General features: G+C 72.2%; 14 protein-coding genes, 1 pseudogene and 1 riboswitch. Of the genes and pseudogenes, 12 read left to right on the top strand and 3 right to left on the bottom strand.

Annotated elements, in window-relative coordinates:
* Positions 1 to 94, top strand: a pseudogene (locus ACGFSC_RS28845) (ectoine/hydroxyectoine ABC transporter ATP-binding protein EhuA); the annotation flags it as partial.
* A gap of 85 nt (positions 95 to 179) precedes the next feature.
* Positions 180 to 767, top strand: a complete 588-nt coding sequence (locus tag ACGFSC_RS28840) for a CGNR zinc finger domain-containing protein (protein ID WP_359904503.1) — start codon at positions 180 to 182, stop codon at positions 765 to 767.
* On the opposite strand, the gene sodX is transcribed toward ACGFSC_RS28840, so the two are convergent.
* Positions 764 to 1,126 carry a nickel-type superoxide dismutase maturation protease gene (sodX, locus tag ACGFSC_RS28835; protein ID WP_380355836.1) on the bottom strand — a complete coding sequence of 121 codons (363 nt, stop codon included), beginning with the start codon at positions 1,124 to 1,126 and terminating at the stop codon, positions 764 to 766. The genes ACGFSC_RS28840 and sodX overlap by 4 nt on opposite strands.
* Before the next feature lie 273 nt (positions 1,127 to 1,399).
* Here sodX and sodN point away from each other — a divergent pair, with 273 nt between their 5' ends.
* The 8 genes from sodN (at position 1,400) to ACGFSC_RS28795 (ending at position 7,814) form a co-directional block, all read left to right on the top strand.
* Positions 1,400 to 1,795 (top strand): superoxide dismutase, Ni, encoded by a 396-nt coding sequence (gene sodN, locus ACGFSC_RS28830; RefSeq protein ID WP_045699892.1) that lies wholly within the window; start codon positions 1,400 to 1,402, stop codon positions 1,793 to 1,795.
* A gap of 88 nt (positions 1,796 to 1,883) precedes the next feature.
* Positions 1,884 to 2,034, top strand: a riboswitch (cobalamin riboswitch).
* 107 nt (positions 2,035 to 2,141) lie between these two features.
* Complete coding sequence (locus ACGFSC_RS28825) at positions 2,142 to 3,206, top strand: iron ABC transporter permease (RefSeq protein WP_359904508.1); 1,065 nt, start codon at positions 2,142 to 2,144, stop codon at positions 3,204 to 3,206.
* Between the two features lie 86 nt (positions 3,207 to 3,292).
* Positions 3,293 to 4,042 (top strand): ABC transporter ATP-binding protein, encoded by a 750-nt coding sequence (locus ACGFSC_RS28820; RefSeq protein ID WP_392864123.1) that lies wholly within the window; start codon positions 3,293 to 3,295, stop codon positions 4,040 to 4,042.
* A gap of 28 nt (positions 4,043 to 4,070) precedes the next feature.
* Positions 4,071 to 5,063 carry an ABC transporter substrate-binding protein gene (locus ACGFSC_RS28815; RefSeq protein WP_359904511.1) on the top strand — a complete coding sequence of 331 codons (993 nt, stop codon included), beginning with the start codon at positions 4,071 to 4,073 and terminating at the stop codon, positions 5,061 to 5,063.
* An 87-nt stretch (positions 5,064 to 5,150) separates the two neighbouring features.
* Positions 5,151 to 5,534, top strand: coding sequence for a nuclear transport factor 2 family protein (locus ACGFSC_RS28810; protein WP_359904514.1), 384 nt, complete (start codon positions 5,151 to 5,153; stop codon positions 5,532 to 5,534).
* A 10-nt stretch (positions 5,535 to 5,544) separates the two neighbouring features.
* Entirely contained in the window at positions 5,545 to 6,021 is a 477-nt protein-coding gene (locus ACGFSC_RS28805) for a GNAT family N-acetyltransferase (RefSeq protein ID WP_359904517.1), read from the top strand.
* Between the two features lie 188 nt (positions 6,022 to 6,209).
* A complete protein-coding gene (locus ACGFSC_RS28800) occupies positions 6,210 to 6,620 on the top strand; it encodes an anti-sigma regulatory factor (protein WP_359904520.1) in 411 nt (136 codons plus the stop codon).
* A 180-nt stretch (positions 6,621 to 6,800) separates the two neighbouring features.
* A complete protein-coding gene (locus tag ACGFSC_RS28795) occupies positions 6,801 to 7,814 on the top strand; it encodes a SigB/SigF/SigG family RNA polymerase sigma factor (RefSeq protein ID WP_380355824.1) in 1,014 nt (337 codons plus the stop codon).
* A 64-nt stretch (positions 7,815 to 7,878) separates the two neighbouring features.
* On the opposite strand, the gene ACGFSC_RS28790 is transcribed toward ACGFSC_RS28795, so the two are convergent.
* Complete coding sequence (locus ACGFSC_RS28790) at positions 7,879 to 8,307, bottom strand: hypothetical protein (RefSeq protein WP_359904526.1); 429 nt, start codon at positions 8,305 to 8,307, stop codon at positions 7,879 to 7,881.
* Between the two features lie 50 nt (positions 8,308 to 8,357).
* Here ACGFSC_RS28790 and ACGFSC_RS28785 point away from each other — a divergent pair, with 50 nt between their 5' ends.
* Positions 8,358 to 9,329: a diacylglycerol kinase family protein gene (locus ACGFSC_RS28785; protein WP_359904529.1), complete on the top strand. Its 972-nt coding sequence runs from the start codon at positions 8,358 to 8,360 to the stop codon at positions 9,327 to 9,329.
* Positions 9,330 to 9,697: 368 nt separating this feature from the next.
* Positions 9,698 to 9,949 (top strand): WhiB family transcriptional regulator, encoded by a 252-nt coding sequence (locus ACGFSC_RS28780; RefSeq protein WP_014138019.1) that lies wholly within the window; start codon positions 9,698 to 9,700, stop codon positions 9,947 to 9,949.
* A gap of 585 nt (positions 9,950 to 10,534) precedes the next feature.
* Here the strand turns inward: ACGFSC_RS28780 and ACGFSC_RS28775 are convergent.
* Entirely contained in the window at positions 10,535 to 12,055 is a 1,521-nt protein-coding gene (locus ACGFSC_RS28775; RefSeq protein WP_359904532.1) for a PAS domain-containing sensor histidine kinase, read from the bottom strand.
* Between the last annotated feature and the right edge of the window lie 422 nt (positions 12,056 to 12,477).

The raw sequence follows: 12,477 nt of genomic DNA, 5'->3' as shown, positions 1-12,477 counted from the left end.
CTTCCAGCGCTTCAACCTGTTCCCGCACATGACCGCCGTCGAGAACGTCATGGAGGCGCCGGTCCAGGTCAAGGGCGAGAGCAGGGCCGACGCCCTCCCGCCAGGGAAAAGAGGCCGGAGCTCCGCCCGGGTAATAGGCTGGAGGCAGTCAGCCCGTTACCGAACCTGGAAGGACCCCTGTGGAGCTCGCCGCCTACGCCGATCTCGCCGTTCGGCTGGTGAACACCGAGGAGCCCGAGCGCGGCACCGACACGCTGACCTCCGTGGAGGCCGTGCGCGGCCTGTTCTCCGACTCCGCGCGGGCCGCCGCGCTCGCCGACGAGTCCGACCTGCCCCGGCTGCGGGCGGTGCGGACCCGGCTGCGCGGGGTCTTCGAGGCCGCCGCGGAGGGGGACGAGATCCGCGGCGTCGACCTGCTGAACAGCCTGCTGATGGAGTACCCGGTCAGCCCGCTGGTCTCCGGGCACGACTACCTGGACGACGCCGGACGACCGCGCTGGCACCTGCACCTGGCCGACAACTCCCCCACCGCCACCGCGCACTTCACCGCGGTCGCCTGCATGGGCCTGGCCGTCCACCTGACCGAGCTGGGCGCCGACCGGCTCGGCATCTGCCAGGCCGCGCCCTGCCGCAACGCCTACCTGGACACCTCGACCAACCGCTCCCGCCGCTACTGCTCGGACCGCTGCGCGACCCGCGCCAACGTGGCCGCCTACCGGGCCCGCAAGCGCCAGGAGGCGGAGGCGGCGGCCCGGGGCGGGTCCTAGACGTCCTCCACCCAGGCACCGAGCCGGCGGGCGAGGCCCGGCACCCGGGCCAGCCGCGGGGTGAGCAGCAGCCGCTCCAGCCGGCGCCCCGGCGCCAGCCAGACCGGGCTCGGGCGCAGCCGCAGCAGCACCCGGCCGAGCACCAGCTCGTCCGGCACGGCGCCGTAGCTGCGGCTGTCGCTGTCCACCGGGCGGTTGTCGGAGAGCAGCCACCAGCCCGTGGCCCGGCGCTCGGCGGCCCGCTTCACCACCAGCAGGTCCTGCTGGAAGGGGTGCCGGAAGACCACCACCGCGCCCGGCCGGATCGGCGCGCCGTAGCGGACCAGCAGCTGGTCGCCCTCGCGCAGGGTCGGGACCATCGACGGCCCCGCCACGTCGACCAGTCCGAACGGCAGCGCGCCGCCCCGGTCCGGCCCCCCGGCCCCGGCGTCCTGCGGTCGCGTGCTCCGCGCCACGACTCCTCCTCCTGCTCCGCCCGCCCCCAGTCTGCCGTACGGACCGTCACCGGTCCGATGTCCGGATTACCCCGGTTCCTGGTCCGTCTTTTGCCCTAGGCCCGCCGCCCGATCGCGAAACGGCGAGGCCGGAAGGGTAATCTCGGGCGCGGGAAGACGATCTAAGGAAGGACTCCCATGTTCTCTCGTCTGTTTGCACCTCGCGCCACCGCCCACGCCCACTGCGACCTGCCCTGCGGCGTGTACGACCCGGCGCAGGCCAAGCTGGAGGCCGAGTCGGTCAAGGCCACCCAGGAGAAGTACCAGGCCAACGAGGACCCGCACTTCCGCGCCCGCGCCATCATCATCAAGGAGCAGCGCGCCGAGGCCGTCAAGCACCACATCTCGGTGCTGTGGAGCGACTACTTCAAGGCCCCGCACTTCGAGAAGTACCCGCAGCTGCACCAGCTGATCAACGACACCCTGAAGGCCGCCTCGGCCGCCAAGGCGTCCACCGACCCGGCCACCGGCCAGGCCCTGCTGGACCTGATCGCCGAGGTCGACAAGATCTTCTGGGAGACCAAGCAGGCCTGAGCCTGACGCGTCGCCACCCGACCGCCCCCGTCCGCACCGCCGGACGGGGGCGGTCGCGCGTTCCCGGCCCGCCCAGGGCCGGTAAGGGTTGCCTGCCCTGAGTGGCTGTTATGCTGCCAGGGCGTCCGAGGGGGAAGTCCGGTGTGAATCCGGCGCTGACCCGCAACGGTGAGCACGGCCCGTACCAGCCCGTACGGCCCGCGCCAGCCCGATCGCCCCCGGCCGCTGAACTCCCGACAACTCGCCGCGGACTGCGAGGGGAACGGCGCCCAGGCACGCCTTCGGCCGGCGCCCGCCCCGGCGCACCCGCGGCCCGAGGCAAGGCGCACCCGTGGACCGTGCAGTCGTGGACCGTGCAGTCGGCCCGCCCACCCGTCGAATACCCGTCGTCCCGCTCGCCGCCGGCCTCGTCGCCGCCCTGCTGCTGTCGCTGCTCTGCGGGGTCGCCCTCGGCTCCTCCGGACTCGGCCTGCCCCGGGTGCTGCGGCTGCTGGGCGCCGGGCTGACCGGCGGACGGCTGGACGCGGACGAGGCGGCCGCGTACGCGATCGTCTGGGAGATCCGGCTGCCGCGCACCGTGCTGGCCTCCGTCGTCGGCGCCGGACTCGCCGCCTGCGGGGTCGCCGTCCAGGCCCTGGTGCGCAACGCGCTGGCCGACCCCTTCGTGCTCGGCATCTCCTCCGGCGCGGCCGTCGGCGCCAACGCCGTCCTGCTCTTCGGCGCCTTCGCCTCGCTCGGGGTGTGGGCGATCTCCGCCTCCGCCTTCGGCTCCGCGCTGGCCGCCATGACGCTCGTCTACCTCGCCGCCCGCACCGCGTACGGACTCACCCCGCTGCGCCTGGTGCTCACCGGCACCGCGCTGTCCTACGGCTTCTCCGCCGCCACCACCCTGATGGTCTTCGCCGCCGACCGCGGCGAGGCCGCCCGGGACGCCATGATGTGGCTGCTCGGCAGCCTCGGCGGCGCCACCTGGGGCAAGGTGCCGATCGCCGCCGTCACGGTGGTGGCCGGCCTCGCGTACCTGGCCTGCGCCGCCGGACGGCTGGACGCGCTCGCCATGGGCGACGAGACCTCCGCCTCGCTCGGCGTGGACCCGGACCGGCTGCGCCGCGAGCTGTTCGTGGTGACCGCCGCCGTCACCGGCACCGTGGTCGCGGTCAGCGGGGCGATCGGCTTCGTCGGGCTGCTGATGCCGCACCTGGCGCGGATGCTGGTCGGCGCCGGGCACCGCCGGGTGCTGGTGATCGCGCCGCTCGCCGGGGCACTGCTGCTGGTCTGGGTGGACATCGCCTCGCGCACCCTGCTGGCACCCGCCGAACTGCCCGTCGGGGTGTTCACCGCGGTGCTCGGCGTGCCCGCCTTCCTGCTGATGATGCGCCGCCGCGGCCAGGCCCTCGGAGGAACCCGGTGACCGACGTGACCACGGCGACCGACCCGACCGGCCCGGCCGCGCCCGACCCGGCGCGGGCCCAGGACCTCGCCGTCGACGCCGTCTCGGTGGAGCTGGCCGGCACCCGGCTGGTCCACGAGGTGAACCTGGCGGCCGCCGCCGGGCAGGTGGTCGGGCTGGTCGGCCCGAACGGCAGCGGCAAGTCGACCCTGCTGCGCTGCGTCTACCGGGTGCTGAAGCCGGCCGGCGGCGTGGTCCGGCTGGCCGGCGACGACCTGCACGCCCTGAGCGCCCGCGACACGGCCCGCCGGGTGGCCGCGCTGACCCAGGAGCACTCCGCCGAGTTCGACTTCACCGTCGCCGAGGTGGTCGCCATGGGCCGGCTGCCGCACCGCCGCGGCTTCGGCTCCCCGGCCGACGGGGACGCGGAGCGCTGCGCCGGGGCGCTGCGCAAGGTCCGGGCCGGGCACCTCGCCGAGCGCGGCTTCCTGAGCCTGTCCGGGGGCGAGAAGCAGCGGGTGCTGTTCGCCCGCGCGCTGGTCCAGGAACCGCGCCTGCTGGTGCTGGACGAACCCACCAACCACCTCGACATCGCCCACCAGTTGGAGGTGCTGGCGCTCGCCCGCGAGGCCGGCCCGACGGTGCTCACCGCGCTGCACGACCTCAACCTGGCGGCCGGCCACTGCGACCTGGTCTACGTGCTGCGGGCCGGGCGGATCGTCGCCTCCGGCCCGCCCCACGAGGTGCTCCGCCCCGCCCTGCTGGCCGAGGTGTTCGGCGTCCGCGCCACCCCGGTGCGGCACCCGGAGACCGGCGCCCTCCAGCTGCTGTTCGACCGGCTCGCCCGCTCCTCCTGACCCGTCCCGCCTGCCCAGAGGAACCACCTTGCGCACCAAGGCCGTTGCCACCGCCGCCCTGCTCGTCCTCGGACTCACCGCCTGCGGCGCCGAGATCGCCCCGAAGGAGGCCGCCACCGCCTCCGCCCACTACCCGGTGACGGTGGACAACTGCGGGCAGAAGCTCACCTTCGCGCAGAAGCCCGCCCGGGTGGTGACCAACGACGTCAACATCACCGAGCTGATGCTCTCCCTCGGCCTCGCCGACCGGATGGCCGGCTACGTGATGCCCGACGACAAGGGCCGGATCGACAAGGTGGCCTGGAAGGACGGCTACCAGCAGACCACCTGGCTCTCCAAGAAGGTGCTCACCAAGGAGATCGCCCTCGACGCCCGGGCCGACCTGGTCCTCGCCGGCTGGCACTACGGCTTCGACGAGGGCGCCGGCGTCACCCCGCAGGCCTTCAAGGCGCTCGGCGTCGACTCGTACGTGCTCAGCGAGTCCTGCCGCAGCGGCAAGGGCACCGAGCGCGGCGTGATGGACCCGCTGGAGGCCCTCTACACCGACCTGGCCAACCTCGGCGAGATCTTCGACGTCAAGGACCGCTCCGACCGGCTGATCGCGGACTTCAAGGCGCAGATCGCCGCCGTCCCGCAGCCCGAGCGCCGCCCGTCCGTCTTCCTGTACGACAGCGGGCAGGACAAGCCGTACACCGCCGGGAAGTTCGCCGCCGCCAACGAGATCATCGCCAAGGCCGGCGGGAGCAACATCATGGGCGACCTCGCCGACACCTGGGTCACGGCCGGCTGGGAGGGCGTGGTGCAGCGCGACCCGGAGGTGATCGTGATCAACGACTACGCGACGCCCGGGGCCGAGGAGAAGCGGAAGTTCCTGAAGTCCTTCCCGCCGCTGGCCAACGTCTCCGCGGTCAGGAACGACCGGATCTTCGTCATGGACTACGTCGACCTGGTGGAGAGCCCGCGCAACCCGGCCGCGGTCGGCGCGCTGGCCGAGTACCTGCGCACCGTGCCGGCCCGCTGACGGCCCCCGGTCCGCTCCTCCGGGGCGGTGGCCGCGGGCGTACGCTCAAGGTACGAGCCGACGGAACCCGACCGGAGGAGCGAGATCATGACCACGATGGCGACCCCCGGCGCCTTCGACACCCGCGCCCTGCGCGAGGGCATCGAGCGCTGCGACGCCGAGACCCTCCTGGCGCTCTACGCGCAGGACGCCGAACTGCGCATGGTCGATCGCAAGACCCAGCCCAGCCACCCCCTGGTGATGCACGGCCGGGAGGAGATCGGCGCCATGCTGGACGACGTCTACGGCCGCGAGATGACCCACAAGCTGGAACAGGTGGTGGTCCAGGGCGACCACGCCGCCTTCCTGGAGTCCTGCCGGTACCCCGACGGCGTCCGGGTGCTGATGTCCTCGATGGCCGTGCTGCGGGACGGCCGGATCGTCGACCAGACCTCCGTCCAGGCCTGGGACGAGACGGGTCCCGAGCAGTAGGCTCACAGGCATGATCCGCACCGCCGTCGCCACCGACGTTCCCGTCATCCACGCCATGATCCGCGAACTCGCGGACTACGAGCAGGCCCTGCACGAGGCGAAGGCCACCGAGGAGCAGCTGCACGACGCCCTGTTCGGCGAGAACCCGGCCCTGTTCGGGCTGATCGCCGAGGACGAGGCCACCGGCGAGCCGGTCGGCTTCGCGGTGTGGTTCCGCAACTTCTCGACCTGGCGCGGCACTCACGGGATCTACCTGGAGGACCTGTACGTCCGTCCGCAGGCGCGCGGCGGCGGCCACGGCAAGGCGCTGCTGCTGGAGCTCGCCCGGATCGCCGTCGAGCGCGGCTACTCCCGGGTCGAGTGGTCGGTCCTGGACTGGAACCAGCCCTCGATCGACTTCTACAAGGCGATCGGCGCGGTGCCGATGGACGAGTGGACGGTCTACCGGCTCACCGGCGAGGCCCTGGCCGAAGCCGGGCGGCGCTGAACGGCCGTCCGGAGACCGGCGAAAGGGTCTGCCACCCTGCGTCGCAATGCCTTACCATGAGTAACTCCCGAACCGGGGTGCGGAGGGCAGAGCGATGGTGGATGCGTGACGCCGGGCCCCCTACGGGGGTAGCAAGCGGTAACAAGCGGGGTACCAAGAAAGCACAGCGCGCCACCCAGGAGGCAAGGGTGTCCCAGATCGACGGCGATCTCGGTGTTCAGGACTTCGTGGAGGTCCGGCTGCCCGCAGCGGGGGCCTACCTCTCCGTCCTGCGAACAGCGACGGCCGGGTTGGCGGCCCGGCTGGACTTCACGCTCGACGAGATCGAGGATCTGCGGATCGCGGTCGACGAGGCCTGCGCCATCCTGCTCCAGCAGGCGGTGCCCGGGTCCGTACTGTCCTGCGAGTTCCGGCTGGTCGGCGACTCGTTGAAGGTCACCGTCTCGGCCCCGACCACCGACGGCAAGGCCCCCGAGCGGGACACCTTCGCCTGGACGGTGCTCTCCGCCCTGGCCGGCGAGGTCGACTCCTCGGTCGGCGCGGACAAGACCGTGTCGATCAGCCTGAACAAGAAGCGCGGCGGGTCCCCCGCCCACTAGCCGGGCGCCGGACCGAACCGCACGACCGAGCAGCACCGAGCACCACCCGCGCAAGGGCCGTCCGCCGCTCCCCCGACCGGGGTTCCGACGGACGGCTCCCGGTACCGCCACCCACGCGGTACGACCAACGAGACGATTCCGGGGCCACCGGCCCCGGTGCTCCCGGAACGGAACGGGGGAATGGCCGTGAGTGATCTGGACCGTACCGGCCTCGCGACGGCGGGACCCGCCGTACCGACCCAGGCGAGCGTTCCCGGCCTCGCCGCCAACGACGAAGCGCACCCGAAGGACGCCCAGCGGATGAGCCACCCCACCGAGCCGACGTCCGAGCCGACGCCTGCCTCCGTGCCCCCGCCGGACCCGGCGGGCGAGACGGACCCGGCGGTCGAGGCCGAGCCGCACAGCGCCGTGCCCGCCCAGGGCTCGCACCGCACCGGCGCCCCGGACCGGGAGGCCGCCCGTGCGCTGTTCGTCCGGCTGTCCGCACTGCCCGAGGGCTCCCCGGAGCGCGTCGAGCTGCGCAACCAGCTGGTGCGGATGCACATCCCGCTGGTCGAGCACCTGGCCCGGCGCTTCCGCAACCGGGGCGAGCCGCTGGACGACCTGACCCAGGTCGCCACCATCGGCCTGATCAAGTCCGTGGACCGCTTCGACCACGAGCGCGGGGTCGAGTTCTCCACCTACGCGACGCCGACCATCGTCGGGGAGATCAAGCGGCACTTCCGCGACAAGGGCTGGGCGGTGCGGGTCCCGCGCCGCCTCCAGGAGCTGCGGCTGTCGCTCACCACGGCGACCAGCGAGCTCTCCCAGCGGCACGGCCGCTCCCCCACGGTGCACGAGCTGGCCGAGCACCTGGGTATCTCGGAGGAGGACGTCCTGGAGGGCCTGGAGTCCGCCAACGCGTACTCCACGCTCTCGCTGGACGTGCCGGACAGCGACGACGAGTCGCCGGCCGTCGCGGACACCCTGGGCGCGACCGACGAGGCGCTGGAGGGCGTCGAGTACCGCGAGTCGCTCAAGCCGCTGCTGGCCCAACTGCCGCCCCGGGAGCAGAAGATCCTGGTGCTGCGGTTCTTCCGGAACATGACCCAGTCGCAGATCGCCGCCGAGGTGGGGATCTCCCAGATGCACGTGTCCCGGCTGCTCGCCCGGACCTTGGCCCAGCTGCGGGAGAAGCTCCTGGTGGAGGAGTAGGACTGACGGCCGCTCAGCTCCTGCTCGGCGGCCGTCCGATCCCCTGCCCCGGCCCTGTACGCCCCTAGTTCTCGGACGGGGCGTACAGGGCCGCCGTCGACTTCGGGTTCAGCAGGCAGCCGATGCCCACCAGGCCGAGCACGCCGATCAGCACGCCGAACACGATCGCCGTGCCGCCGCTCTCGAACATGTAGTAGGCGACCGGCAGGCAGATCGAGTTGGTCAGCACCGCCGGGCTGCGGCCCCAGCGGCGCTCCTTGAGCAGTGCGAGGGCGGCCAGCACCGGCAGCACGCCGAGCAGCACGATGACCGCTCCGCCGAACTCGTTGAGGGCCAGCTGCTTGGCCTGGCCGGACAGTGCGGCCACCATGTCCAGGACGCCGACGACGGCCAGCGCGATGCCCTCCAGGGCCGTGATGGCGGCGCCCAGGGTCAGGGAGGCCGGTCGGCCGGCGCCGGCCGTGGGTGCGGGTGCGGAGGTTTCTGCGGTCACTCCAGCAGGGTAGCCGCCGGTCGGTCCGTACCGACCCGTAGGCTTTCCCCATGCGCGCTCTCCTGGTCGTGAACCACAAGGCCACCACCACCAGTGGCCGGACCAGGGACGTCCTGATCCACGCCCTGCGCAGCGATCTCAAGCTGGAGGTCGCCGAGACCCAGTACCGGGGCCACGCGCGCGACCTGGCCCGCGGGGCGGCGGAGGACGGCACGGTCGACCTGGTGGTGGCGCTGGGCGGGGACGGCACCGTCAACGAGGTGGTGAACGGGCTGCTGGCGCACGGCCCGGGCGAGAAGGTCCCGCGACTGGCCGTGGTGCCGGGCGGTTCGACCAATGTGTTCGCCCGCGCGCTGGGCCTGCCCAACGACCCGGTCGAGGCGACCGGTGCCCTGCTGGACGCGCTGGAGCACGGCCGGGAGCGGCCGATCGGGCTGGGCAAGGCGATGACCGACGGCCTGCCGGACCGCTGGTTCACCTTCACCGCCGGCCTCGGCTTCGACGCCGGTGTGGTCGGCCGGGTCGAGGAGCAGCGCCGGGCCGGGCGCAAGTCCACCCACGCCCTGTACGTCGGCCAGGCCCTGCGGCACTACTTCACCCAGCGTGAGCAGCGCCGCTCCGGCCCGATCTCCCTGGAAATGCCGGGCCGCGAACGGGTTCCGGGCCTGGTGCTGTCGATAGTCAGCAACACCTCGCCCTGGACCTTCCTCGGCAACCGGCCGGTCTACCCCTCACCGCTCGCCTCCTTCGACACGGATCTGGACGTCTTCGGCATCACCCGGATGACGGCGTTCGGCACGGCTCGAACGGTCCGTCAGATCCTGCGGTCGTACGCGCCTTCGGGTGACGGCGCCCCTCCGATGGGCCCTTCCGGGAAGCACGTCGTCTCCTATCACGACGTCAGACACTTCACCTTGGTTTCGGAGGAACCGGCGCCGTTCCAGGTCGACGGGGACCATCTTGGAGACAGGAGTCGCGTCAGTTTCACAGGCGTACGGCGGGCACTGCGTGTGATTGTGTGACTGGAAGGGGGGTTCCTCCTTCTTCTCGAACGCACAAGCCCCCTTCACTCCATAGAAGTACTGGCTGTGAGCTAGGCGACACCGAAGAATCCAAAATTCCTCCCCGAAGGGGGTTGTATCCGAGCCCGAGGTTTGCGAACCTCTACATGGCGATCGGGACACATCGCAGCGACGGCAACTCCGGAACCACAGGAGCGCCGACCGCGGGGTGTCCCTCGAATCGCCGAATCCCCCCAGCACAGACCACCCGGGCCCGACGGGCCTTTGGTCTCTTTTGCTGTTGCGGGATTCGTGAAAGCGTTCACATTCACAAGCCATTCGATTGTGCCGATCGGGCCACCCCCCGCGGCAGGAGGAGTTGGACGACCATGGACTGGCGCCACCGCGCTGTCTGCCGCGAAGAGGACCCGGAGCTGTTCTTCCCGATCGGGAACACCGGTCCTGCTCTGCTGCAGATCGAGGAAGCCAAGGCCGTGTGCCGCCGCTGTCCGGTGATGGAGCAGTGCCTCCAGTGGGCGCTCGAGACCGGCCAGGACGCCGGCGTCTGGGGCGGCATGAGCGAGGACGAGCGTCGCGCGATGAAGCGCCGCGCCGCCCGCAACCGGGCCCGCACCGCCTGATCGCCCAGCGATCACACGCCGTAGCACCAGCAGTGACCGCAGTACCGATCGACACATGATCAAAGGCTTCCCTGCACCTCCTGGTGAAGCCTTCCGCACAAAGGACCTTGCCCTGCCGGGTCCCGCGACACCGGACCCGCCCAGACACTTGATACTGTTCACTGAGAGCAATATCGTGGAGCTGTGGCGCTCACCGTGTGCAACGCACCGGCGAGGTGTCGCACCACCCAGAGCCCCCGCTCCGGCCGACTCCCCCCGACGGCCGGAACGGGTTGAGAGGCCCTGTCGACCCACCCCCCCCGGTCGACAGGGCCTCGTTTCTGTTTCCGCACCCCGGTCGGGCACGCCGGTCGCGCGCCCCGGCTCGGCGCTCCGGTCGGGCATCCCGACCCGGCGTCCCGGTTGCGCGTCCGGCCCCACGCTCTGGTTCCGCACTCCGGAGTGCGGAGCGCGGACCCGGCGCTTGATCCGAGCACGCGCCCCCGCCACACACCTTCGCGCGTGTCCGTACGCCTTCGCGCCACGGATTCCCGGCGGGATCCCGCCGGACCGGGCCACAGCGGACCGGGCCTCGCGCACCGGACCTCAGCGGACCGGGATCTCCAGGACCACCTTGGTCCCGCCGTCCGGGCCGGCCACCATGTCGAAGGTGCCGCCCAGCTCACCGGTGGCCAGCGTCCGGACGATCTGCAGCCCGAGGTTGCCCGCCGTCTTCGGGTCGAAGCCCTCCGGCATGCCGCGGCCGTCGTCCTGCACCGTGATCAGCAGGTACTCCTCCGGCCGGGCGCCGCCGTTCCAGCTCTCCGACCAGCCCGCGCCGGTCGCCGGCGCCCGCCCGCGCAGGGCACTGACCTCCAGGTTCCCGGAGGCGGTCGGTCCGAACGCGTGTTCAAGGGCGTTCTGGAGCAGCTCGGTCAGCACCATCGACAGCGGGGTGGCCACCTCGGCGGACAGGATGCCGAAGCTGCCGGTGCGCCGGGTCGCCACCCGGCCGTCCTGGGACAGCTCCATCACCATCGCCAGCACCCGGTCGGCGATCTCGTCGAAGGCCACCTGCTCGTCCAGCGCCTGGGAGAGCGTCTCGTGCACGATCGCGATCGAGCCGACCCGGCGCACCGCCTCGTCCAGTGCGGCCCGGCCGGACTCCGACTCCATCCGGCGGGACTGCAGCCGCAGCAGGGCCGCGACGGTCTGGAGGTTGTTCTTCACCCGGTGGTGGATCTCCCGGATGGTGGCGTCCTTGGTCATCAGCTCGCGGTCGCGGCGGCGCAGCTCGGTGACGTCCCGGCAGAGCACCAGCGAACCGGTCAGGGTGCCCTTGGGCTTGAGCGGGATCGCCCGCAGGGTCACCACTCCCCCCTGCGCCTCCACCTCGGTCTGCCGGGGCGCCCAGCCGCTCGCCAGCTTCACCAGCGCCTCGTGGACGGCCGAGCGGGACGGCGGGGCGAGATCGGCGGTGGCCCGGCCGAGGTGGCTGCCGACCAGGTCGGTGGTGAGGCCGAGGCGGTGGTAGGCGGAGAGGGCGTTGGGGCTGGCGTAGGTGACGATGCCGTCCGCGTCCAGCCGGATCAGGCCGTCGCCGACCCGGGGGGCGGCGTCCATGTCGGCCTGCTCGACGTTGGGGTAGGGGAAGGAGCCGGCCGCGATCATCTGGGCCAGGTCGGAGGCGCTCTGGAGGTAGGTGAGCTCCAGCCGGCTCGGGGTCCGCACGGTCAGCAGGTTGGTGTTGCGCGCGATCACGCCCAGCACCTTGCCCTCGCGCCGGACCGGGATCGACTCGACCCGGACCGGGACCTCCTCGCGCCACTCCGGGTCGCCCTCGCGCACGATCCGGCCCTCGTCGAAGGCGGCGTCCAGCAGCGGACGGCGGCCGCGCGGGACGAGGTGGCCGACCATGTCGTCCTGGTAGGAGGTGGGCCCGGTGTTGGGCCGCATCTGCGCCACCGAGACGTAGCGGATGCCGTCCCAGGTGGGGATCCACAGCACCAGGTCGGCGAAGGAGAGGTCGGAGAGCAGCTGCCACTCCGAGACCAGGTGGTGGAGCCATTCCACATCGGCCCCGGTGAGGGTGGTGTGGCGGCGGACGAGTTCGTTCAGCGAGGGCACATGGCGAGGGTAGCGCCGCCGGTCCGGGCGGGGCGCGGCGGACCGGTGGGCGGGCCCTGCGGGGCCCTGCCGCACGCCCTTCGGCACGCCCTGCCGCACGCCCTGCCGTGCACCCTCCTGCGCGCCCTCCCGCGCACCCTCCGGAGTTGTTTAGACCAATTTTCCGAGAGGCCTGGACAACCGAGATTGGTCTAGTCCACAATGAAAGAGCACCAAGGAGAGGCCCCCGCGCAACTGCCCTGACCGCGCGCGGCCCCTCCTCGGTCGGACGCCGACGATCGAGGACCCCGCACAGTTCTCGACCGGATCCGGTGCCCGACGACAGCTCCGGGCTGCGGTGCCGCATGGGTTGAGGGTCCCGTGTCGGCGCCGTGGCCCGTAGTGTTTTCGGCCCCCCTGAACCACGTCCGGCCGCTCAGCGA

This window comes from Kitasatospora sp. NPDC048715, assembly GCF_043198905.1.
Taxonomy (GTDB): domain Bacteria; phylum Actinomycetota; class Actinomycetes; order Streptomycetales; family Streptomycetaceae; genus Kitasatospora; species Kitasatospora lactacystinica.
Note: the sequence above shows the minus strand (reverse complement) of the source record. Positions and strands in the feature narration are given on the sequence as shown.

What these genes read in the sequence shown, in the direction of transcription:
- ACGFSC_RS28795 (WP_380355824.1), top strand. Translation starts at nt 6,801, where the DNA reads ATGGCCGTGAGTGATCTGGACCGTACCGGCCTCGCGACGGCGGGACCC.
- ACGFSC_RS28780 (WP_014138019.1), top strand. Translation starts at nt 9,698, where the DNA reads ATGGACTGGCGCCACCGCGCTGTCTGCCGCGAAGAGGACCCGGAGCTG.
- sodX (WP_380355836.1), bottom strand. Translation starts at nt 1,126, where the DNA reads ATGGTCCCGACCCTGCGCGAGGGCGACCAGCTGCTGGTCCGCTACGGC.
- ACGFSC_RS28785 (WP_359904529.1), top strand. Translation starts at nt 8,358, where the DNA reads ATGCGCGCTCTCCTGGTCGTGAACCACAAGGCCACCACCACCAGTGGC.
- ACGFSC_RS28810 (WP_359904514.1), top strand. Translation starts at nt 5,151, where the DNA reads ATGACCACGATGGCGACCCCCGGCGCCTTCGACACCCGCGCCCTGCGC.
- ACGFSC_RS28805 (WP_359904517.1), top strand. Translation starts at nt 5,545, where the DNA reads ATGATCCGCACCGCCGTCGCCACCGACGTTCCCGTCATCCACGCCATG.
- sodN (WP_045699892.1), top strand. Translation starts at nt 1,400, where the DNA reads ATGTTCTCTCGTCTGTTTGCACCTCGCGCCACCGCCCACGCCCACTGC.